Source organism: Streptomyces sp. NPDC085596 (assembly GCF_044541565.1).
Classification (GTDB): Bacteria; Actinomycetota; Actinomycetes; order Streptomycetales; family Streptomycetaceae; genus Streptomyces.
On the sequence record NZ_JBITTC010000012.1, the window covers coordinates 193,658 to 215,607 of the forward strand.

Genomic DNA, 21,950 nt, shown 5'->3' on the forward strand with positions numbered 1-21,950 from the left:
GCCGGCTGTGGCGGTGCCCGAGGCTGGGTGGCGGATCATGGCTGTCGGGTTTCTGCGGGCGGAGTCGCCGTGCTCTTGAGGTGTGCTGTTCATCGAGACCGGTGCCGGCACGGGCTCCTGTCGGCTCGCTGCTCTTTCGAGTCCGTGCCGTGCAGGTTGAAGTCGGCTGGCTGACGTCTCCGTAGTGGCCGGCTGCCCGTCGCGGCGGGGTCAGCCGGGTCACGGACCGCGAGGGTGTTGTTCCCGGGGGCCTCTGGTGCACCGCTTCCCGGGCGCGCACGGGGTTTCCGCGGCGTCTCAGGCCGGGTCTGCCGGCTGTCTGGCGTGCCGGCCGGGAGGAACTGCTTCGCGCGCTTGCCTCGGCGCCGACCGCGTCCCCACGGCACGGCTGCGGCACATCGCGCACCTGGGCGTACGGATGCGGGACTTCGCCTTCCTGACGCACGGGCGACCCGCGCCCACCGACCCGGTACGGGTCGAACTCACCGGCCCGGACGGAGAGTCGTGGGCCTGGGGGCCGCAGGACGCCGTCGACCGCGTAATTGGGCCCGCCCTGGACTTCTGCCTGCTCGCCACCCGGCGGCGCCACCACGAGGACCTGGCCCTGACAGTCACCGGCCCGCTCGCGCACGCCTGGCTGCCGCTCGCCCAGACCTATGCGGGACCGCCGGGCACCGGCCGCCGCCCTCTGCGCGAGGTCTGACGCGGAACAGGTGTTGGGCACCGGATCAGCAGCCGTCGTCGGGTGTGATCGTTGACGGCGAGGATCTGATGCGGCCGCAAGGCCCACCGGCCCACGCGGCGACCGAACAATCCGGTGCATCCCCGCAGGCGCGGGGGATGCACCGAGACCGAGGGCCTGATTCCCGCCCTCACGCTCGTCGGTCAGGCTGGCTTTCTCGCGGTCATCGAGAACGGCGCTTCGGCGTTCGTGAGTTGTTTTCCGACGGTTCCCTGGGCCGCTCAGGGGGCGACCGGGTGTGGCGCATGTGTTCTCGGTGTTCTCTCAAGCCGAGAACACCGAGAACACATGCGCCGCCTCAGATGGTCGGGGTGTCGTCGACGACCGGCCTGTGTATCTCGATGACCGGCTTCCACCCCGCGGTGAACTCGATGAAGTCCGCGCGGGCGGGGTAGGTGTCGATCGCGCGACGGTCACGCTTGGGGCTGTCGCCCCCCTTGCGTCCCCGGGGAACCTGCTCCTCGAAGATGTCGACCTTCACGTCGGGAACCTCCTTGAGGCCCTGGCGCCAGATCTGCACGACGTCGGCGCCGAACGCCTGCCGGGCCGCAGCGTAAAGGGCCGAGAGGGCCCCCTTGTCCCCATTGGGAACGAAGAGTGCCAGGTCCAGCACGACACCGGCGGACTGGAGGACCTCGATGGTCACCGAGCCGTTCTCGTCGGCCAGGTAGATCCCGGCTTCATCCTCGTCGTCGGGAAGGCAGGAGACCTCTTCCTGGAATACGGTCCTCGCCGTGATCGAGCCACCCTCGAAATCCTCACCGGACTTGGTCAGAAAGGCAGGGACATAGCATCCGGGAATCTTGAGTTCTGCCGTGTCGGCGGAAACGAAGAGCCTGTCCTTCATGCCGAGCTTCGTCACCTCTTCCAATGAGAGGCGGCGAGCGGCGATCTTCTCCGTGTTCACAATTTCCCTTTCAGGTTGCACTGTTCCTGCGAACAAGGACGCTATCACGAAACCCTGAGGTCAACTGCCCAGTAATCGTTGGGTAAATGACCCCTGGTGACCTGCACAGGAGGATGCCGAAGCGAGTCCCGCTCGACGGGGAACACGCACCCGCCGGGCAGTGTCCCTCGTCATGGTGTGGGGGATCAAATGGCGGTTGCATTCCGGTGCGTTGGGTGGCACGGAGTAACTAAAAGAGGGTTTACGGTAGATACCACCCATAGCGTCTTCGGGGGTGAGGTGAGGCGTTTCATTCGTCACGCATCTCGAAGAGCGCAGCGCAAACAGACCGGATGATCCCACAACGCAACAACGCAGACCCCCCACCGGCAACATCTGGATGCAGCACGAACCGGAAGACGCGTACTACGGCGCCCTCTTCGGTCAGCGGCGCGCACCGTACCCACTTCCTCCGCTCATCATGCGGCCGCAGTCCTCGACCCCACCCCATGCCGGCGTTTTCGAGGCCGCAGCGCTGACACCGTGGGTGTCCGCGCGCCCCCGTTTCCTGATTCAGTCGGGCCGGTCGTTCAGACCTTCATGCACCACCCCGTCCGGGTAGCCGAACCGCTCGCCGAGAGCGACGAGACTCGGTTTGTCCGCCGATACGTGGTAGGCCTTCATGGCCCGCAGGAACAGCCGGTAGCCGAGGTCCGCGCAGGACTCGGTGACCACCTGCTCCAGAGCATGGACGAGGCCGGTCACCGGAGTGCCGAACGGAGGGTGCTCGGCTGCGAGGCCCAGACGCCGCGCGACCGGATGGATCTCCTGGAGGACGGCCCGCCGCAGCTTCTCGTCCGCCACGGGCTGTGACGCCGGGGGGACGAACGCCGGATCGTCCTCGTGTACCCGGGCCAGCCATGCCTCTTCCGCCCGCCGCAGCCAGGAGCGGGCGCTCATGCCGTGCTCGCGTGGGTCGAAGATGCCGTGGGTGGCGGCGAGTCAGACCGTTCCTACGGTCTCGTCCGGCAGCGGTGAGCGCAGTAGGCGCTGCACGTCCTGGCCCAGTTGGGCGGCCTTGGAACGGTCGACCTGGTCGACCGACGACTCGGCCAGCCTGAGCCACACCGTGACGGGGCCGCCGTCGAGGGGGTGCGGTACGGCCAACTCCTCTTCGAGCTCGTCCAGTACTTCCCAGCGGGAGGCCAGCCAAGTCAGTCCGACATCCGTCACGTGGATGTCTTCGAGTGCCGGTGTGTTCCAGCTGGACGGCGACCCAGTGGGAAGTGACTGAGTAGCTCAAGATGCGGCCCACTCCAGTCGGCGGGTCCGGCGCCGGACACAGAGGCCGGTGGCGACCGCGTCGCAAATAGGACCCGTCCTGTCCTAGATCCCGAATACCGTCCCACGCATGAGCCATGAAGACATGTCAGCATCCACGTTCCGCTACTCGGCTGTGACCTTCGACTGCCCTGACCCCGCCGAGCTGGCTCACTTCTACGGAAAGGCCCTCGGTCTGCCTGTGGTCTTCTCCACCGAGGACTTCATCCTGCTCGGCCAAGAGGGAGCTGCCGGACTGGGATTCAACCGGCTCGCCGACTACCGCCGCCCCACCTGGCCGGACCCATCCCAGCAGAAGCAGGCCCACATAGAAATCGGCGTCGACGACTTGGACGCCGCTCAGGCTCGCCTCATCGCCCTGGGTGCCGTCAAGCCCGAATTCCAGCCGGACCCCGACCGGTGGCGGGTCCTGCTGGACCCCGCAGGCCACCCATTCTGCGTATCCACCCTGGTCTGAGTGTGACCGTGCCGCTGATCGTTGCGTGGGGCCGGCGCGGCGTCGTCGCACTACCGAACGCCTGCGAGCCCAAGCGGGCCGAGGCGAGGACGGCGTCACTGCCCTGGGCTGACCTCGATGCCAGGACTCTGTCGTCTGGTGCGGCGCCGGACTCGGAGGGCAGGTTGTCGGCCACGACGCGCAGGACGCGGTCCGGGTCGGGCTCGCCGGCCAGCTGGAGGTAGAAGGTTCCGACCGTGAGCGTGACCAGGTGCGGCAGCAGTTCGGCGTAGTCGACGCCGAGGCTGTGCCCTGGTCGGCTCCGGGCCGCTGTACACGCCGATCCGGGCGCGCTCGGCGTCGGTGAAGCGCTCCAGGACCTGGTTGTTCAGGTCGATGAACTCGCGCAGCGGGCCGCCGCTCGGGTTCACCGTGAGTGCCAGGCGGCCTTCCTCGAAGTCGAGCTGGGATAACGTGCGCGCCCGCGTCCAGGCAGCGGCGGATGTCCCGTCTTCGCTTCGCTGATCAGGTCCTTGAGGAACTGCTCGCGCGGGTAGCCGTCGATCCCGCCCTACGGGTAGAGCAGGCTCAGGGATGAGGGGGGCGACGGCCTGCTTCACCGGGACCTTCGCGTGCGCCTTGGCGGACCGCAAGTACTGCTTGGCGTGCGTCTTGTACCGGAACGGGCCAGAGGTGAGGCGGGGCAGCTGGCGGGTGTGGCCGTCGGGGAACAACGGGATGAGGGCCCCGTCGGCGTCCAGGTCGGACAGGCCCTCGACCGGATAGGTGAGGAAGCTGGGCTGGGCCTGCTCGCCGTCGGTGATCACCGGCGAGCCGGTAACCTCCAGGGCTTCGCCGGTCTCGCGGACGGCCCGGTCCTGGATCCGGGCGAACGTGGCGCCGTCGGTCCGCCCGGCCTTCAAGTCCGAGATCGCGGAGAGCAGTTCGGGCGTGCGGGGGATGCTGCCGAAGAGTTCAGTAGAGATCACGGCGGGAGCGTTGGAGCCAGCAGTGCCGCCAGGCGCCGCCGACACGTCCCAGGCGGCCTCATCCGACTCCTTCAGGGCACCGGCGTGCCACCGGGTTGACCTGCCTGCACGGAAGGTGAGAGCGAGCGCCCGGACACGGGCGGGGGAGGGGAGCCCGGCCGGGCGGCGCGGTCCCGCTCCCTTGGAAGATGCCTCGCCCAGTCGGTCGCACGATCGGCCGGGCACCGGTCAGCGCTTGATGCCTACGCCGGCCAACAGGCTGATCTGGGCGTCCGTGGGCTCCGGCCCTTCGGCCGGTCCGGCGGGCCGCCAGCGGTGGCAGCACACGATGCCGGGGTCGATCAGGTCGAGTCCGTCGAAGAAACGGCGGACATCGCTGTGCGAACGGAACCGCACCGGAGAACCGGACTTGGTGTAGACCTCCGCGACCTTGTTCCAGGTGACGGGGTCGAAGTCGGGGGTGCAGTGGTTCATGGCGAGGGCGCTGCCCGCCGGGAGCGGGTCGAGCAGCCGGCGGACGATGGCGTACGGGTCGTGCGGGTCGGTGATGAAGTGCATGAGCGCGTTGAGGGAGAGGGCGATGGGCTGGTCGAAGTCCAGGACCTCCGAGGCCTCCACGGCGCTTATCAGCGCATCGGGGTCCCTGATGTCGGCTTCGACGTAGGCCGTGCGTCCCTGCGTCGTGCTGCGCATGAGGCGTTCGGCGTACTTCAGAACGAGGGGGTCGTTGTCGGCGTACACGACACGGGCGTTGGCGGCGACGGACTGAGCGACCTGGTGCAGGTTGGGCTCGGTCGGGATACCCGTGCCGATGTCGAGCCACTGGCGGATGCCGTGCTCCTGCGCCAGGACCCGCGTGGCCCGGTGCATGAACGCCCGGTTCTCGCGAGCGGTCATATAGATGCCGGGGTGGGCGTCGGCGGCGACCAGGGCCGCCTCCTTGTCGATCTCGAAGTGGTCCTTGCCACCGAGAAAGTAGTCGTACATCCGGGCCGAGTGCGCCTTGCTCGTGTCGAGATCCCGGCCGACCTGCCTGGTGGTCATGTTCTCCCCTTTACGCGTGTGTCTGTCGGCCCGCAGGCCAGGAACGGGACTGGTGTCGTCGGGACGGCGTCGCGGTCGCAGGCCCACCAGCCGGGCTCGGTGGCCTGCTCGGCCAAGTCGAGGAACTCGTCGGTCACCTGGCGGTCCGCTCCGCAGGTCTCCAGGAGCTTGTCCGCGTAGGGAGGCTTCAGCGCGACCTCGGCCTTTTCCGGCCGACGGATCGGCAGGGTCTTCACGCGCAGGGCTTGTGCCGCGTCCTCCAGCGAGGCGCCGACGTCGAGTCGGATGTCCTGCAGCCGACGGCCGAGGATCACGCGCAGGACTGTCGGTGTGCTGGTGCTGGGACGGGCTTCGCTCACGCCCAACCTCCTGAGTGACCATCAACGACACTATTCTGACAGCGACTTGATGTTGACGCCAGGGTGATTACGCGCTGTTGAAATTATCAGGAAGCCGGTTGCAGCGCGGGCCGGGAATCGCGTGCTGGGGCGTGATCGGCCGTGACCCCGTAGGGGCAGGTCGTGTCCGTTCCGCAGCGAGCAGACGAACAAGTGACGACGACACCGAAGAGTCCGCCCGGCCCGGCACTGCTGGCCGCCGCCGGCGCGGGCAAACTGGCCCGCCTCGACGGCCGCCACCTACCCCACCGCCCTCCTCCGCGCCGCCGTCGCGGTCGCTGCTGTTCTCCCCCTCGCCGCCGCAATCGCCGCTCTGGCCGTCCTTCTCACCTGAGCCTGGGTCGATCCGTGAGCCCCGGCCTCGGCCGGGGCTACGGCATGATCGTGCTCTGGTCTGGCTTCCGACGGCGAATTCCATGATGATGCTGCCGGTGCGCGTCGTGACACTCCACATGATGGGCACCTGGCCGGGCCGGTACAGGTCGGGTCTCCTCTGGTGCTCCCGGTCCGCATGCTCGGTCACCCACCGCTGCCAGACGTCGGTGGCGGTTGCCTCCGCCGGTTCGTACTCCGCGGTGATGTTGCTGCCGTACGGCTGGGCGAGCAGCGCGAGTTCCTGGGTTTGGGTGTAGGAGGTACCGCGGGTGGTGAACGTCCACTGGGTGCCGGGGGCGTAAGGCTGCACGGTGGTCTTGTCGGAAGGCATGACGGCAGTCTGCCGGGCCGTGACCGGGCCGGGCGGCCAGTTTGCGAGGGAGGTGTTCCGGCGGGTAGGAGCGATTGACAATGCCCTCGGTGAACGCCTGGTCCGCAGCGCGCTTCTGGCGGGTGACGGTCCGTCTGCATGCCGAGCAACACCGTGGCCACGACCGGGCGTTCGCGGCGGGCTGGGTCGGCGCGGGCGGCCACGTGCGGCTGGATGCCAGTACGGCGACCGCACCTCGCCCCCTGGGCCGCAAGACCGCGCCGGGCGAGGGAGTGTGTCCCAAGGCCAGGACCACGCGGTCTGGGACGGACCCGGCTACCGGGCGCGGGCCTGCGCGGACGCGAGGGCCGGCCGACTGCGCGCGTGCACGGCCTGGCACTGACAACGATCCACGAACGCGGAGGCCCGTGGCGTACGTGCGCAGGCGCGCGCCGCCGAGACGTTCTCCTCCCTCGCAGCATCGGCCGGACCCCGTGGACCGGTGATCACGTACTCATGCCGGCGGTACTCAGGTACTCAGCCGAAGTGAGCACACGCGCTCTACCTGGCAGACGGGCGGCCGGGAACGCTGGAGCCATGAGCCCTCACCTGAAGAAGTCTGCCGCCCGGCCCCTGTCCTTCCTGCTCCCCGCCATCGCCTCCGCCGCGCTCTGGGCCGCCTGGCTCGGCTGGGACCAGCACCGCGACGTGCACCCCGACGGTTCCACGACCGGCCCGTACCAGCCGTGGCAGGTGATCGGGCTGGTGCTGACCCTGCTCGTGCCGGTCTGCTGGGGCGCGCTGCGGTGCGACGCCCGGAGCGTGGTGGTCGGCACCTCGGCGGGCCTGACCGTCGCCGCCTTCTACGACTGGTCGGACGATTCCACCGGGCTGTTCGGGGTCGGCGTGACGCTGGTCCTGCTGGGCAGCCTCGCCGCGACCGGCACCGTGACCGCCGCCCTGAGACACAGGAGCGAGTCCGGCCCCGCGTGACGACCCGCCCGGGCCCTCACCAGCCGCCCCCGAGCGCGGGGATGGTCTTGGCTCCGTCAGAACCAAAGCAGTGTAGTGCTCGTGATCCCCGCCCGTGTGGGGAGTGTGGGGCCTGAATGTGATCGCCCTCCCAGACCTGGGATACACCCCCACGCATGTGGGGAGGACGTGGCGAAGGGCCCGAGCAAGGCGCAGCAGGCAGAAACACCCTCACGCGTGTGGGGAAGACAGCACCAGGATGCGCGGATCACCGTGTCGGTCGACAGACCCCCATGAGTGTGGGGAAACGGTTTCTGAGCGGCCTGTGATGACCAGCAGAGGCGCACCCTCGCAGGATGAGGAAACCGGCGAAATCCGATCGCAGGCTACACCCTGCCTTTCCCGGCAGGTGTGCCGGGGGAGGTGCCTGCATGCGGCAGGATGTGGACTCAACAGGCTGTATTTGAGGGCTGCTTGGCGCATGGCGGGAGCGTTTGGTGGGGGTGCGGGAGGATGCCCGGCGCAGCGGAATCGATCTGACGTCGTGGGGAAAGTTCGACCGTGGCGCGTGGGCGGTGTATCCGCTGCTGTTTCATCTGCTGGATGTCGCGGCGCTCGCGGGTGTGGTCTGGGACCGGTATCTGACCTGCGGTCAGCGTCGGCTGATTGCCGCCGGGCTGGGGCTCACCCTTGCCGAGGCGCGCTGTCTGGTGATGTTCATCGCCGGCCTGCACGATCTCGGCAAGTTGTCAGCGTTTCAGGAACAAGAGGCGTATCCCTGGGCCCGGGTCAGCGACACCCTGCGCGCGGACATCCGTAACTGGCAGCGTATGCCGCACGAACGGGCGTCCATGCACAGTGTGCTGCACCTGCTGGCCGAGGCCGGCTACCCGGCGGACACCTCCGACAGCCCCGGAGTGCTCGTCGCCCAGATTATAGGCGGCCACCACGGCCGGTTCCTGCAGGTCGACATCGGTGGTGCGGCCAAAGCCTCCCGGGTCAACCTCGCCCTGGGCGGGCCGGCCTGGCAGGATCTGCGCCGCCGCTACTTCGCCCTGCTGCGCCACCTGACCGGCGCCACCGCTGTGCCCTCGGACGTGTCGGTGCCAGCGGCCGTGCTGATCACCGGAATCGGCATCATCGCGGACCGGCTGGCCAGCCAGCGCCACTACTGGCTGCCCAAGGCCCAGGCGCCCGCCTTCGGCGCCGGCGAGCACTACGCCCAGGCCGTCCGGGACGCCCCCACCGTGGTCGAGGAGTCCGGGCTGACCCGCATCACCCTGCCGCAGGTGCCGTTCACCCAGGCCCACGGCGGTCTGGAGCGGCCGAACGCCCTGCAGGCCTCGGCGATCGGGAAACTCACTGCTGCGGTGGGGAAGAAGGGGCCCGGCATCCTGGTGGTCATCGACGCCACCGGCGGTGGAAAGAGCGTCACCGCGCTGGAAGCAGCACGGATTTTCAATGCCTGCGGGAACACGGCCGGCATCCTGTGGCTGCTGCCGACCATGGCCACCACCGACGCCGCCTACGACCTCCTCGAGGCCTACGTCGCGGCCCACCATCCCGAGCACGCCCCGGTCTCCCTGGTCCACAGCCACAGCTACGACAACACCGCCTACTCTGACCACCGCCTGGCCGCCCACGAACCCTCCACCAGCGACGCCTACTGGCCCGACGCGGACGACGGCGACGATGACGGGGGCAGGCCGGCTGCGGGGGAGCGGCCCGAAGAACGCGTGACGGTGCCCGACGGCTGGCTGCGCGGCTGGGACAGGGCCCTGCTGGCCCAGTTCACCGTCGCCACCCACGACCAGGCCCTCATGGCCGCCCTGCCGGTCCGCTTCAGCGCCCTGCGCATGCTGGCCCTGTGCGGGCGGACCGTCATCGTCGACGAAGTCCACGCCCTGCCCCCGTTCATGCGGCAGACACTGTCCCGGCTGCTGCACTGGCTCGGCGCCCTGGGCTGCCCCGTAGTGCTGCTGTCCGCGACGCTGCCCGGCCACATCAGTAGCCAGCTCGTCCGCAGCTATCTCGACGGCGCCGGCCACCCGCACCCCGCAACAGCCCACCTGGACTGCCGGCCCCCCTGCCCGGGCTGGCTCTACGCTGCCGCCTCGGACGCCTCCCTCGCCCGCATCGGCCCGGCCGCGGCCGACGCCCACGCCGACCGCCACCGCCGCCGCGCCGACCTCCGTCTCCGCCCGGTGCGCCACCCCTCCTGCACCGACCCCGAAGACACCCCCGCCCGGGAGAGCCGCCTGGAGCGGATCACTCATGAGATCGCCCCCGTCGCCCGCTCGGGCGGCTGCGCGGCGGTGTACTGCGCCACCATGGCCGACGCCCAGACCACCTACACGCATCTGCGTACCGCCCTCGACTGGTCGGACGGCGGCCCTGACGGCCAGCTGTTCCTGCTGCACGGCCGCCTGCCCGGCCACCAACGCGAGGCCCTCACCCGCCGTATCCGCACCGCCCTGGCCTCAGCCGGTGACCGCCCCGGGCGGCTGGTGGTCGTCACCACCAGCCTGCTGGATATGAGCCTCGATATCGACGTCGACGTCATGGTCAGCGACCTGGCGCCCCTGCGCACCCTCCTGCAACGCCTGGGGCGCCTGTGGCGCTTCGACCACATCGAGCGGCCCGCCTGGCTGTGCGGCGGTCGCCCCCGCCTGATCGTCCTGGAGCCCACCGACCATCGAGGCCGCACCCTCCTGCCGCCTGCCTGGCGCCCGCTGGACTCCCCGTTCCTGTCGCTCGCCACCGCCGCCTATCTCGCCCGACGGCCCGAGCAGCCGCTCACCCTGCCCGACGACGTGCAGCAGCTCGTGGAAGCCGTACACGGAGACGCCGACGCCCTGGCCCGCACCGACGCCACCCTGCGCCGCAGCCGCAGCCGCACCCTGCACCAGGCCCGCACCCGCACCGAGGAACACCACAGCGCCCTGCACCTCGTGCCGGCCTGGTACGACACCCTCTCGCTGTCCGATCTGCACCGCCAGAACCTGCACCCCCGCGAGGCCGCCACCCGCCTGGGCGCCACGCCCCGCCGACTCCTGCCCGTCTACCGCATGTCCGGCGGCCGCCTCACTCTGGACGCGGCCGGCACCCGGCCGCTGCCCGAGCACCGCAAACCGACCACCGCCCAGATCCGCACGATCCTCCAGCACACCCTGCCCGTCCCCGCCGCCTGGGTCGCCGGCCGCACAAGAGACCACCGCATCCCCGCCTCCTGGCGCAACCACGCCCTCCTCGCCGACCTCGTCCTGCTCCCGCAGGACGTCGGCGACCCCTCCCGGCCGGTGCGCTTTGGCCGGCACCGTCTGCACCTCGACGGCGCCCTGGGACTGGTCCACACCGAAGATTGAGCTGCTTCTCGCCCCACACCGCCCGCCCGAACTCCCCTCACGGGCATCGCCGTTGCAGGAAGGCCGTACCTTCCTCCCAGGGCGCGCAGCTGCGCGATGTCAGAAGACAGAAGGCCGCGAATTCTCATCCCCGGCCGCCAGGGCTTCTCATCCGATGCCACCCTGCCGCGGCTGGGGCCAGACAGGAATGCCTGACATCTGCGCAAGAACCGGCAGTGACAGCGAAATGAGAAGTGACAGCCGTCGCACCGTCGGCACGGATTGAGGAGTGCGGTCCGGAAATAACTTACGTTCAAAAAAAGGGGCACCGACCGGTAATTTTCGACTGAACTATGTGGTTCGGAAGCTGCTCGTCTATGGCTAATATGGAAACGCGGAGCCGGACTGACGTTCGAGTCCGGTCTCGCGCGCCCTGCCTACTGCGCTGTGTGCACCGCACCCTTGGTGCCCCCGTGGTGCAGGGGCGGCACGTCGGCATGGCCTGACCCGGCCCGCGCCCGCACCGTCTGCCCCTTCCTTTTTCTTTCCTGCCACCCTGGTGCGCCCCTGGCGTCTTGGCGTGCGCAGAATTCCCGCTCTGGCGCGCGAGTTTTCCCGGAAGTCCCTCTCTTGTTCGCACCCGGCAATGGATCCTGTGTGTCTTCCCCGCATTTTGAGACCGACAAAGAACCGTGTATTCCCGTCCTCTTCCCGGACGGGCGCCAGGAGGAGTTGGGGTGGCGGGACGTGCTGCTGCGCGCCCACCTCATCAAGGACCTGGCACTTCCCGTCCCGCCGGCGGCATCAGCTGTCTTGCGCCTGCTCGTGGTGATGGCCGCACGGGTCAGCGGCCTGGACGCACGAGGACAGCGACGCATGACGGCACGTCAGTGGACTGCCCGCCGAAGGGAGTTACTGGCGCATCCCGCCGGGTTCGATCCCGACGCCGTTCATGCCTACTTCGACACCTACATCTGGGACCTGTTCCACCCGGAACGGCCGTTCCTGCAAGACCCGAGACTGGCCGGCCAGTGCCCGCAACGCGCCGGCGTCAACAAGCTGGTCTTCGGCCGCCCCGAGGGCAACAACCTTTCCTGGCTCAGCCCGCACTCCGACAGCGACCCGCAGCCGGTGCCCAGCGCCCAGGCGCTATCGCACATGCTCATCCACCACTACTACGGCGCGGCCGGACAATGGTCCGTGCGCACCGTAGGCGGCCGCTCCCTCAACCGGGCCCCCTCCTGGCCGGCATCCCCAAGCCCGACCCGTCCTGGCCGGACGCAGCGGACCACTGCCCGTGGGAGGAACCGCTGCCCCACCCCGACCCCGACGACGACGGTGACCCCGTCGAGGGCCCGGACCCCGATGCCGCGCCGCCGCCGGTGTCCTCACCGGGCCGTCTGCTGACCGGCCGCTCGCGTCACGCCGTCCTTCTCATCCCGGCACCGGACGGACGCCACGTGACCGACGCCTACCTGACCTGGGCCACCCAGAAAAAACTCCCGGTCCTCGACCCGTACCTCATCCATCACGTCCGTGCGGACGAACCGGTCACCCGACGCCACCGACCACGCCGCGCGGACGCCGACCGGGCCCTGTGGCGCGACCTGGATGCTCTGCTGCTGGCGGGTGACGAGGACGACCGTAAAGGCACCCAGGCAAAGAGCGGAAAAGGCCGCTACACCGTCCAGCGCCCCGACGCCTTCACGACTTTCAACGACCTGCCCCCGACCTGCGCGCCGCCCTGCGGGTGAGGGTCTACGGATTCGACCAGGACGGCAAGACCACCAACCGCACCTGGTACACGGCCCTGACCCCGCCGATCTGGCCCTGGATGCAGGAATGCGACCCGGCCGCGGCCGAGCGGGTCGCCGCATGCCGCAAGGCCGCCGAAGAGATCGGCGCCCATCTCGACCGCCTCTCCCGGGACGCCTGACAGCAGACCACCAACTCCGGCAGCCCCCGCCACCTGCCGACCTGGACCCGCAGCGCCCGCACCCTGTACTGGCCCCGCGCCGAGGCCACCTTCTGGAACCTGCTGAAGGAACCCGCCCGCAGCGCCCGCGCGGCGTTCGCCGCGGACGCCATCGACGCCCTGCGCACCGCCACCTGCCCCGCGATCGCCCAGCACTTCCGCGCCGCCGAAGCCGTCGCCACCGCCCTGGCCCGGCTGCGCATGCGCGGCTGCTGATCCTCCCGCACCACATCCCTCTGCCTTCTCCTGTCTTGCCGCCTTATCGGAGGCTGTCGCCCCTATGCCCGTCACCACCGCGCAACGCCGCGCCCACTACGACGACTTCGTCCGCCAGGTCATCACCCTGTGTGCGGTCAACGGCATCCGCGCCGACCTCAATTCGGGCTTCGGACGGCCCGTCGCAGAGTGCTCCCGGATGCCCGAGCACCTCACCCGGCACATCGCCGGCTTCGGAGCACGCCGCGCCCACTACACCGTGGCCTCACTCATCGCCCTGCACCGCGACCTGCCCCACGAAGAAGGCCCCTACCACCCGGAGCAGCCCGCCACCGGCAAGGACCAGGACGCCGCCACCATACCGACCGCGAACACGGCTCCGACGTCCTACCAGTCGGTTTCGGCAGCGGCGGCGAGCACGGCTGAGCGGCCCTGGCGCCGCCGTCCCGATCTCGGCACCCACCTCGCCATCGCGGTGGCCCGCTACGGCTTCAAAGAAGCCACCATGACCAACCGCGTCAAAACCCTCACCCGGCTCGACACCTCGCTCCTGCACCCGGCGCTGTGGACGCTGACCGGCCACCTCAACAGCCGCGGCGCCGCCCGCCTCGACTTCGCCGTCCTGCTGGAGGACCTGGCCTGGTGGGATGACGACCAGCTCGAGATAGCGGCCCGCTGGCGCGAGAACTACTTCCTCACCCTGCACACCCCTGACGTCCAAGGAGCAGTGACATGACCGCCTACGCCCCCGCCCGCTACGCCGACTTCCACATCCTGCATCCGCTGCCCGCCTCCCTCCTCAACCGAGGAGAGGACGACCTGCCCAAGACCTTGAACCTGGGCGGCGTGGTCCGCGCCCTGGTGTCCTCGCAGTCCTGGAAGCGGGCCGTGCGCCTGCGCCTGGAGGACGTCCTGGACGAACACGCCGCCCGCACCCGCATGCTGCCCCTGCGGGTGGCGGACGCCCTGCGCGCGGCCGGCTGGCCCACCGACCTGGCTGCCTTCGCCGGAACCCAGATCGTGCGCTCGGCCACCACGGAAGGCCTCAAGACCGAGGAAAACCAGCGTGGCATCACCTCGGCCACCCTCTACCTGCCGCGCGACGTCCTCGACGACCTCACCGACCTATGCACCGAACACCGCCCGCAACTCGAAGAAGCCCTCGCCAAGGAAACCGCCTCACAGTCCGCCCCGGCCAAGGGACCCCGCAAGAAGCTCAAGGCGGAGTGCCCACGCCCAGGGTTGCTTCCGTGATCCGCCGGCGCACCGCGACCATCAACCTCTTCGGCCGCATGCTCGCCGAGGTGCCCGACGCCCACGTCGACGGCGCCGTGCAGATGGCACCCGCCTTCACCGTCCACGCCAGCTCACCCCAGCCCGACTACTTCACCGCCGTCGAGGACTGGGCAGCCCCGAACGAGGCCGGCAGCGCCCACCTGCAGACCGCGTTCTTCACCACCGGCCTGCTCTACCGCTACGCCACGGTCAACCTCACCGAACTGACCCGCAACCTGAACGGCGACCACGAGCAGGCCCTGCGCCTGCTGGGTCTGTTCGCCGACGCCTTCATCGACGTCATGCCCGGCGCGAAGAAGACCTCCACCGCTCCGCACACCTACCCCCACCTGGTCCACTACACGATCCGTGACCGCCGCCCCGTCTCCTACGCCGGCGCTTTCGAACAGCCCGTCAAGCACGCGCCCGGCGGCGGGTACACCGCTCCCGCCATCACAGCCCTGTCCGAGCATGGCGCCGGGCTGAACCGGCTGCTGGGCACCCGCCGCCTCGTCGGCTGCGGCTACGCCACCCTGCACCCCGGCCCCGTCAACCACCTCGGCACCGCGCACGCCGGCCTCGACGACCTCATCGACGCCCTCACCAAAAACGCGGCCCTGCCCGCCGGGACCGCCGTATGAACGGCATCCTGCTGCGCCTGGCCGCACCGCTGATGTCGTTCGGAGAACACGCCGCCTTCCACTACCGCGACACCCTCCCCTTCCCCTCCCGCTCGGCCCTCATCGGCCTGTTCGCCGCCGCCGACGCACGCCCCCGCAGCGAAGCCCTCGCCCCCGACTCGGCCACCGGCCAAAACCCCTACACCGACCTGACGTTCACCGTCCGCATCGACCGCCCCGGCACCCGGCACACCGACTACCACACCGTCGGCGGCGGCCGCCCGCACCGCCAGGGCCTGCGCACCAGCAGCGGCGCCTACCGCCCCCGCGAGAAGTCCACCCTCATCACCGAACGGGTCTACCTCGCCGACGCCGTCTTCACCCTCGCCGTCCAAGGACCCGACCCGTTCCTGGAACACCTCTTGAAGCGGCTCGAACAACCCGCCTTCGGCCCCTACCTCGGCCGGCGCGCCTGCCTCCCCAACGAACCCCTCGTTCTCGCCGGCCCGCACCCCGACCCCGTCGGTGAACTCCTCCACCACGTCCCGCTCAGCCTCACCACACCACCACGCACCGACTTGCCGCCCTCCAGGTCCACCCGCACGGCGTCGGCGGCCACCACCCACGCCCGTCCGTCCTCGCCCGCTTCTACCGGCATGGGGTAGCCGTTTCTACCGGTATGGGGTAGCCGACCGCCGCCAGCGGGTCCCCGCCGGCATCGTTCCGGCCGGCGGTGACGATCGCCTTCCACACGGGCACGGCGACCACAACCGGCGGGCGCGGGGGAGCCACGCACAGCACCCATCCCGGCTCCCCGTCCCGGGCGTGGCTCAGATTCTGCAGCGCGGCCGCCCCGTGACGGTATGCCTCACCCGTCGCAGACCCAGGCGCCGTACCGCATCATCGCCCCCGGCAGCGACCCGAGCTTCCGCGCGGGTGGTGCCAACGCCAACTACTTCACCTCGTACGCCCAGTCGGTCGGCGTCAACGCGGCCACCTCCGACATCTTCGGCTGCGCCGCCGCCCTCGCCGCCAACCCCGACATGTGCGCCGGGCTCAACCGCCACGTGGCGAACCTGCCCGCGAACCAGCAGGCCGACCCGAGCCAGTACTACAAGGCCGCGCCGGGGAACTACTACGCCAAGTTCTGGCACGACAACGCCATCAACCACCTCGCCTACGGCTTCCCCTACGACGACGTGGCCGGCCAGTCCTCGTTCGTCTCCCACGGCAGCCCGCAGTGGCTGCTGGTCGCCGTCGGCTGGTAACCCCGGCCCGTCGGCACCGAGGTCCGCCCCGCCCCCACGCGGGGCGGACCCCGAAGTTCAGCCGCACCCGCGGACAGCCGCCCTGCCGCAGCAGACAACGGCGCCGTGGACCACACACGGACCGAGCCCCTCGACGCAGCACCGTCCGACGTGCCGCCGCCCCACACCAGACTGCCCCCGCGGCGCCGCCGCTACCTGCCCGAGTCCTCAGATGTCACAGATGGCAATTAACGTGACAGCGACAGCACGCGATAGGAGTTGGGGGGCGGAAAAAATGGCTGCCACACGATCGGGCCGGTGGGTCCTGGACCAAGGGGACTTCACCACGCGCCGGCTGCTGCATAAGTCCTACGGCGGCTCGCTCATGGGAGGGATCGCCCCGCTGCAGTCGAGCACTCACACCTTCCTCTTCAGCAAGGACGGCCAGTTCGGGGACGGATGGCGTCAGGGCGGAACCTTCTACTACGAAGGCGCCACCAGCTATGCCTCCAAGTCCTGGGAAGACCACTACGTCAACAAAGCGATCGAGACGGCGTGGACCACAGGCCGACGCCTGCACCTGCTGCTGGCTCCCCGTGCCCCGGCACACGGCCTGTGGCGGTACGCCGGATCGTTCGTCTTCGACGGCATCGCCGAGGAGCGCACCATAACGAGCCCGCACGGTGCGCCCGTACGCTACCCGCTCTACCGGTTGCGCATGATCGACAACCTCACCCACCACCCCGGCCGGATGTCTGCCCCAGGCGACCCCCGCACCGTCGACGTCCGCAGGGTCGAGCGATGCGATCTTCTACGTCGCGACGCCCTCAAAGACCCTTTGGACGGCGAGCGGCCCGAGACTCGACTATCCAAAACGTTCGAGCGCTATCTGATCACTCAGGGTTACGCGGTGCACCGGATCCGGATCCGGCACTCGCCCGAGTGCGCCCCGCTGTTCACCGACACCTGGGTCGCGCAACTGCGCCTGCTCATCGAAGCCAAGGCCGGCAAGAACCTGACCGACGATGTGCGGTACGCGACGGGACAGCTCGGCCAGTACACCCGCCACCTACCCGGTGTGATGCGCAAAGCCATCCTTCTTCCCTGTGACCCCGGAGGAGAACTGCGCGCCTTCGCCCAGTTCATGGGGGCGGACCTGGTCTGGCCCGAGGGAAGGTCTTGGTGCACTACCGGGAACTGGGCCCACCATGTCGGCATCGAACAGGTTGGGGAGACCAAGCGCTGAATCGGGTAGCGGTACTTGCGCCGTCACGGCACTGAGCTGTTTGGATGCATGTCCGTCGTTGCCGTCTGCAGGCGTGTCGCGATCCGCGACGGATCCCGGATCGGCTTTTGCGGCTGATCGTTGCAGCGGTGCCTTGTCGGCGGCGCGCTCAGCTGTCCCGGGGTGCGCTCTGAGGGATGGCATGCCGCAGATCGGCGATGTCGGACCGGCCGGGGGCTCGCTTCGGCTGTCCATGCCGCTGAGGCGCAGGTAGCGTCCAAGGACGTCGTGCCCGTGTCAAACCCTCGGGCGCTTTCTGTGTCCTGCTTCGGCGGCAGCGGCGGAGCGAAGTCTTCGTGGATCAGCTGGCCGGCAGACGGCGGTCAGCAGCATGGCCGGATAGGAAGCACCTGTATCGAGCTGCGAGATTTCTTGGGAAACAAGAGAAACAATGACCCCTGAATTAACTTTGGTTGCCACCGATGGTGGCGGAAATGAATCGCTCGGACATCCTGATCTTCGGATATTCGCTGAAGGGGCGGACGCAGACTCGGCGCGTGAGGACGCTGTGGCCATGCGACTTCATCTGCTGCGGTTGGCCATGGATCCTGTCACCAGCTGGCAGGCGCTTCGACGGTCCCTGAGAAGCTGCGGCAGGACATCCTTCGACGTAGCGTGGCGGCAGGTCAGGGTGGAACGGTTCCCTGAAGAGGCCGCGTTCCGACGCTCTGGTCACGAGTCGTCAGCAGATGCCGGGCACCAGCAGGAAGACCCTCACTGACCGGGTAAATAGCCTGATCGGCACCCGTCGAATTCCGGCCCAACGGGTCGGGCGAGGGAATTCTGTCATCTTCCTCGAAGTCACCCACGCCCACCTGGCGTCAGAAATAATCAGGCGATTCACCGTCGTGGCAAATGGGGGAGTGGAGCATGCCGGATCCCGCTGAGATCGCCGTTATCAGCTCGGTTCTTCCCGCCGTGACGACCTTCCTCCTCAGCCGAGTGGAACGTCTACTCGGCCCCCGCGGCGCCGAACCCGAAGACGAAGTCACCGTCCCTGACGGCCTGGTCGGCACCCTTGGTGTTCCCCTGCATCCCGACGAACACCAACTGGCGCTGCACCGTACCGAACTCGAGCTGCTGCGAGACGGCCTTGCCGCCTACGCCCGCGGCGACATCCCCGTCAGTACCGCCGACCAGGCGCTCCTGCGAAACCTGGCCCGCCTCCGCGCCGCCCTGGAAGACATCTACAGCCAGTACCTGACCTTCGCAGGAGAAGCCCGGCCTGCCTCCGCCCCGTACGTACGCCAGAACCTCACCACGGTGTCCGGGCAGGCCATCGGCATGGACGCCGACGAGATCACCGGCAACTCCCGCGTCGTGCAAGACGCGCAGAGCGTTGGCCCAGGCGCGACGCTGACCGGTATGAAGGCACGGCGTATCGGCCCGCAGTAGAAGGCGACCGCCTGCTCCCCTCAAGTGGAGCATGCCGCAGCACATCCTGACCGAAAGGCTTCCGCCGTGCCCCTGAACGACACGACACAACCGCCGGCCCCTGCGCACGACGACGAGGCGACCGCGCTGCCCGGGGCCGACACCCGTCAGCCGCAGCCAGATCCTGTTCCGGCCCAGGACACCTCCGAACACGACACCCTGCGGCCTCACGGGCACGGCCCTGCACAGGACACCAAGGAGAATCAACCCGCGGACCAGGATGACGCCCCGCTCGGCAGCAGCACGAGAGCGCAGTCACCCGACAACGGCGACGAGCCCACTCCCGCATCCCGCACCGACTCCGCAGGCGCCACCCACACGGCCGAGACGCCCCGCACCTACGACCTCCCCGGCATCCACCAGAACATCCACCAGAACGACGGAACCGTCGTCGGTGTACAGAACATCAACGAGATCCGCCGCTTGCGGGGCACTCCTCTGCCTGCCGAATGGATCGCCGCACGGCTGGAGGCTTACGTCCCCGATGACGAACAGGTGGCGGCCATCACCCAACTCCTCAGCATCTACCGCGTGGCTGTCATTCACGCTCCTGCCGGAACAGGCCGCTACACCACCGCTCTCCACGTCCTGGCAGACCAGAAAACGGCGACCATTCGGCAGATGCGTCGCGAACCGGACGAGAGGACAGACCTCGAAGGCCTCAAGGACGAGGACACCGGCTGGATCCTCGACCTGCGCGACGAGGAAGAGACCCTGCACACGGGCGCCGGGCACCACCTCAGGGAAGTAGAGACCCATCTGCGCACCACCCGGTCCTACCTCGTCGTGGTCACACACCCCGACGCCTGGGCCCGCGTAGCCGACGAAGCCAGCGAACTGGCCCACCCGCTCAAACCAGCCCACGGCCTCGATGCGCTGCGTGCCCACCTGTCAAAGCCTCGACCCGGCATTGACCAGCCGGAGACATGGTGCACGAACCCCAAGATCAAGGAGTATCTCAACACAGCCCTGCCTGCCGAGGCCGCACGATGGGCCCGCATCATCCGGGCCGCCGTCGCCCTCAACGCCGCAGCCACCGACCCCGAACCCGTAACAAAACTCGTCGAAGCCGTCATCAGCTCCACCCGCAGCTGGCGCAGCGATCTGCTCGAGTGGCATACCGCGCACACGAACAGCAGCCACCGCAACTACCTGCTCACCACGGCCGTCCTCGACGGGGCGCCAGCCGAGACCATCTACACCGCACACGGCGAACTCGGCCAGAAACTCAACGACACGCCACACCCCACCGACGGGCAGCAGGGCCCCGGCATCATCGAACTCACCCACACCATCGGAGCGGACCTCACCCCCGATGACCGCATCTGCTTCAGGAAACCGGGGTACGCGGAAGCCGTCGTCGACTACTTCTGGGTCGACCGCCCCCACCACGCCGCCGCCTTCACCCAATGGACCGCGCACCAGGCAGCATCACTGCCCTCCGACCTCGGCAGCCCGCTAGCCGAACGCGTCACCCAATGGGCAACTCGCTACACCCTCGCCAAACGGAGCTTCACCATCCTGCGTGCCGTGGCCACCCACTGGGCCAGCTCCCGGCACCTCCAAGAACACGCACAAGACCTCCTCGTCGCCGCCGCAGTCGACCCCACAGCCGGCAGACCCGCCCGCGACCGCTACCTCGCCTGGGCCAAAGCCGCCGATACCGACGACCTCACGGACTCCAAGAACACCCCCACTGCCCTCAAAAAGGCACTCGCCGGCGCCCTCGCCCAGCTCGGGCCCGCCTACCCCAAGATCGCCCTCAAACGGCTGTCCGAGCTCGCCGTCCACACCACCGACTCCGACGTGGCAAACGCCGTCGGAGATGCACTCACAACCCTGTGGGACCAGCCAACCCTGCAGGACACCATCCGCGCCACGCTCACCTCCTGGTACACCGCCTCCCAGCCCCACCACACCGCAGCCGCACGCCGAGCCTTCCTCCACCTCGCCAGCCGAACCTCTAACGGGACCACCCTGCTGCTACACCCGGATAGCCAAGACCTGCGCATCTGGGCCCTCAACGGCTGGCGCTGCGCCCTGAACGGCGGCCCGAGCACCGCCCTCCACACGGCCTTCACGGCCTGGCTCGACGCCGCCCTCGCCAACCCAGACCTGCGCCCCGCCATCATCACTACCTTCACCGAAGCCGTCGTCGACCCCGACAGCCGCACCTACCTCGCACCCCGATTCCTCACCCTCAACCATGCCGCCTACCGATGGGAACCAGCCCACGAACAACCCAACGCACGCACCCAACTGCGCGACGAACTCCTCCTCGCCCTACGAGAAGCGGACCCCGCCCCCGCGCACCCCCATGCGCCGACGACCGCATAAGAAAGGCGGCTGGCCCGCACCCCGCACAGGAACCCTCGACCTCACCTGCCCCGCCCCCAGCATCACCCCCGGATACCCCTTCACCCTCACCCTCACCGGAACCTGGGGAGAACTTCCCTCCCCCCGCCCTCACCACAACCCCGCCGCTGCGGCCGCCAACCACGCCCTGACCATCGCCCGCAACATCACCAGCCAGTACTCCGCAGCCGATGCCGTGTTCGCTGCCGCCCGCATCAACACCCACCTAGGCCGTCCCGCAGACATCCCCCACCTCCCCGTCCGACTTTCCTGGGCCGCTGTACACCTCTCTGCCGAGGCCGACGCCCAGCACGCCGCCCTGACCCACCAACGCCACCTCGGCGAGGAACAGCAGCGCCAGACCGAACAGCAACGACGTCTGGACGAGGCTCGCACCCTGCGTGACACCCTGCTGACCGACCCTTCCCTGGCCTTGGCCTACTGGTTCACCACCGCACCGCAGACCACCGACTCCGCCACCCTCACCCGGCTCGAGGAACTCCTTGCCACCACCGCTCCGTACGCCCCCCAAGGCCTCTGGGTGCCGCTGGCCCGTCTCTTGCACACATTCGCCGACCACTTGTCGGACGAGGCCAAAATCCACCTGATCGACACGCTGGCCGCCCTCACGGACCGATACGGGCGCCCCGACATCACCACCGACATCCGCACCCTGCGGACGACGCACCTCCCCACGGACCCCTGA

At 69.1% G+C, this 21,950-nt stretch carries 19 protein-coding genes and 3 pseudogenes; 15 read left to right on the forward strand and 7 right to left on the reverse strand.

The features are described from left to right. Window positions 1-418: 418 nt before the first annotated feature. On the forward strand, window positions 419-703 hold the full coding sequence (locus ACIGA3_RS29185; RefSeq protein WP_399721317.1) for a hypothetical protein: 285 nt from the start codon (window positions 419-421) through the stop codon (window positions 701-703). Window positions 704-1,040: 337 nt separating this feature from the next. On the opposite strand, the gene ACIGA3_RS29190 is transcribed toward ACIGA3_RS29185, so the two are convergent. From ACIGA3_RS29190 to ACIGA3_RS29200, 3 genes are all read right to left on the reverse strand, one after another. Continuing rightward, window positions 1,041-1,649 carry a hypothetical protein gene (locus ACIGA3_RS29190; protein WP_399721319.1) on the reverse strand — a complete coding sequence of 203 codons (609 nt, stop codon included), beginning with the start codon at window positions 1,647-1,649 and terminating at the stop codon, window positions 1,041-1,043. Between the two features lie 552 nt (window positions 1,650-2,201). Then, window positions 2,202-2,588: a hypothetical protein gene (locus ACIGA3_RS29195; protein ID WP_399721321.1), complete on the reverse strand. Its 387-nt coding sequence runs from the start codon at window positions 2,586-2,588 to the stop codon at window positions 2,202-2,204. A 42-nt stretch (window positions 2,589-2,630) separates the two neighbouring features. Further along, a complete protein-coding gene (locus ACIGA3_RS29200; protein ID WP_399721323.1) occupies window positions 2,631-2,861 on the reverse strand; it encodes a hypothetical protein in 231 nt (76 codons plus the stop codon). 178 nt (window positions 2,862-3,039) lie between these two features. Between ACIGA3_RS29200 and ACIGA3_RS29205 the strand changes: the two genes are divergently transcribed. Next, window positions 3,040-3,426, forward strand: coding sequence for a VOC family protein (locus ACIGA3_RS29205; RefSeq protein ID WP_399721324.1), 387 nt, complete (start codon window positions 3,040-3,042; stop codon window positions 3,424-3,426). A gap of 95 nt (window positions 3,427-3,521) precedes the next feature. On the opposite strand, the gene ACIGA3_RS29210 is transcribed toward ACIGA3_RS29205, so the two are convergent. The 4 genes and pseudogenes from ACIGA3_RS29210 to ACIGA3_RS29225 form a co-directional block, all read right to left on the reverse strand. After that, complete coding sequence (locus tag ACIGA3_RS29210; protein WP_399721325.1) at window positions 3,522-4,394, reverse strand: hypothetical protein; 873 nt, start codon at window positions 4,392-4,394, stop codon at window positions 3,522-3,524. Window positions 4,395-4,622: 228 nt separating this feature from the next. Further along, window positions 4,623-5,438: an SAM-dependent methyltransferase gene (locus ACIGA3_RS29215; RefSeq protein ID WP_399721326.1), complete on the reverse strand. Its 816-nt coding sequence runs from the start codon at window positions 5,436-5,438 to the stop codon at window positions 4,623-4,625. Between the two features lie 59 nt (window positions 5,439-5,497). After that, a pseudogene (locus tag ACIGA3_RS29220) lies at window positions 5,498-5,797 on the reverse strand (helix-turn-helix domain-containing protein); the annotation flags it as partial. 67 nt (window positions 5,798-5,864) lie between these two features. After that, window positions 5,865-6,542, reverse strand: a complete 678-nt coding sequence (locus tag ACIGA3_RS29225) for a hypothetical protein (RefSeq protein WP_399721327.1) — start codon at window positions 6,540-6,542, stop codon at window positions 5,865-5,867. Window positions 6,543-7,118: 576 nt separating this feature from the next. Here ACIGA3_RS29225 and ACIGA3_RS29230 point away from each other — a divergent pair. The 13 genes and pseudogenes from ACIGA3_RS29230 to ACIGA3_RS29290 all read left to right on the forward strand — a co-directional run bounded on the left by ACIGA3_RS29230 (window position 7,119) and on the right by ACIGA3_RS29290 (window position 21,950). Continuing rightward, the gene (locus tag ACIGA3_RS29230) at window positions 7,119-7,514 is read left to right on the forward strand and encodes a hypothetical protein (RefSeq protein WP_399721328.1); all 396 of its coding nucleotides are present in this window, start codon (window positions 7,119-7,121) and stop codon (window positions 7,512-7,514) included. Between the two features lie 476 nt (window positions 7,515-7,990). Continuing rightward, entirely contained in the window at window positions 7,991-10,858 is a 2,868-nt protein-coding gene (locus ACIGA3_RS29235; RefSeq protein WP_399721329.1) for a CRISPR-associated endonuclease Cas3'', read from the forward strand. 636 nt (window positions 10,859-11,494) lie between these two features. Continuing rightward, window positions 11,495-12,591: pseudogene (gene casA / locus ACIGA3_RS29240) on the forward strand (type I-E CRISPR-associated protein Cse1/CasA). Next, entirely contained in the window at window positions 12,588-12,773 is a 186-nt protein-coding gene (locus ACIGA3_RS29245) for a hypothetical protein (protein WP_399721330.1), read from the forward strand. The pseudogene casA and the gene ACIGA3_RS29245 overlap by 4 nt, the downstream one beginning before the upstream one ends. Before the next feature lie 319 nt (window positions 12,774-13,092). After that, entirely contained in the window at window positions 13,093-13,764 is a 672-nt protein-coding gene (locus tag ACIGA3_RS29250; RefSeq protein WP_399721331.1) for a type I-E CRISPR-associated protein Cse2/CasB, read from the forward strand. Then, on the forward strand, window positions 13,761-14,282 hold the full coding sequence (locus ACIGA3_RS29255) for a type I-E CRISPR-associated protein Cas7/Cse4/CasC (RefSeq protein WP_399721333.1): 522 nt from the start codon (window positions 13,761-13,763) through the stop codon (window positions 14,280-14,282). The genes ACIGA3_RS29250 and ACIGA3_RS29255 overlap by 4 nt, the downstream gene beginning before the upstream one ends. Continuing rightward, window positions 14,279-14,944 carry a type I-E CRISPR-associated protein Cas7/Cse4/CasC gene (locus tag ACIGA3_RS29260; protein ID WP_399721335.1) on the forward strand — a complete coding sequence of 222 codons (666 nt, stop codon included), beginning with the start codon at window positions 14,279-14,281 and terminating at the stop codon, window positions 14,942-14,944. The genes ACIGA3_RS29255 and ACIGA3_RS29260 overlap by 4 nt, the downstream gene beginning before the upstream one ends. Next, window positions 14,941-15,588, forward strand: coding sequence for a type I-E CRISPR-associated protein Cas5/CasD (gene cas5e, locus ACIGA3_RS29265; RefSeq protein ID WP_399721336.1), 648 nt, complete (start codon window positions 14,941-14,943; stop codon window positions 15,586-15,588). The genes ACIGA3_RS29260 and cas5e overlap by 4 nt, the downstream gene beginning before the upstream one ends. A 210-nt stretch (window positions 15,589-15,798) precedes the next feature. Beyond that, window positions 15,799-16,191: pseudogene (locus ACIGA3_RS29270) on the forward strand (beta-1,3-glucanase family protein); the annotation flags it as partial. A gap of 274 nt (window positions 16,192-16,465) precedes the next feature. Further along, window positions 16,466-17,416, forward strand: coding sequence for a hypothetical protein (locus ACIGA3_RS29275; RefSeq protein WP_399721337.1), 951 nt, complete (start codon window positions 16,466-16,468; stop codon window positions 17,414-17,416). Window positions 17,417-18,325: 909 nt separating this feature from the next. Then, on the forward strand, window positions 18,326-18,850 hold the full coding sequence (locus ACIGA3_RS29280) for a hypothetical protein (protein WP_399721338.1): 525 nt from the start codon (window positions 18,326-18,328) through the stop codon (window positions 18,848-18,850). Between the two features lie 66 nt (window positions 18,851-18,916). Next, window positions 18,917-21,226 (forward strand): hypothetical protein, encoded by a 2,310-nt coding sequence (locus ACIGA3_RS29285; RefSeq protein ID WP_399721340.1) that lies wholly within the window; start codon window positions 18,917-18,919, stop codon window positions 21,224-21,226. Then, window positions 21,207-21,950 (forward strand): hypothetical protein, encoded by a 744-nt coding sequence (locus ACIGA3_RS29290; RefSeq protein ID WP_399721341.1) that lies wholly within the window; start codon window positions 21,207-21,209, stop codon window positions 21,948-21,950. The genes ACIGA3_RS29285 and ACIGA3_RS29290 overlap by 20 nt, the downstream gene beginning before the upstream one ends.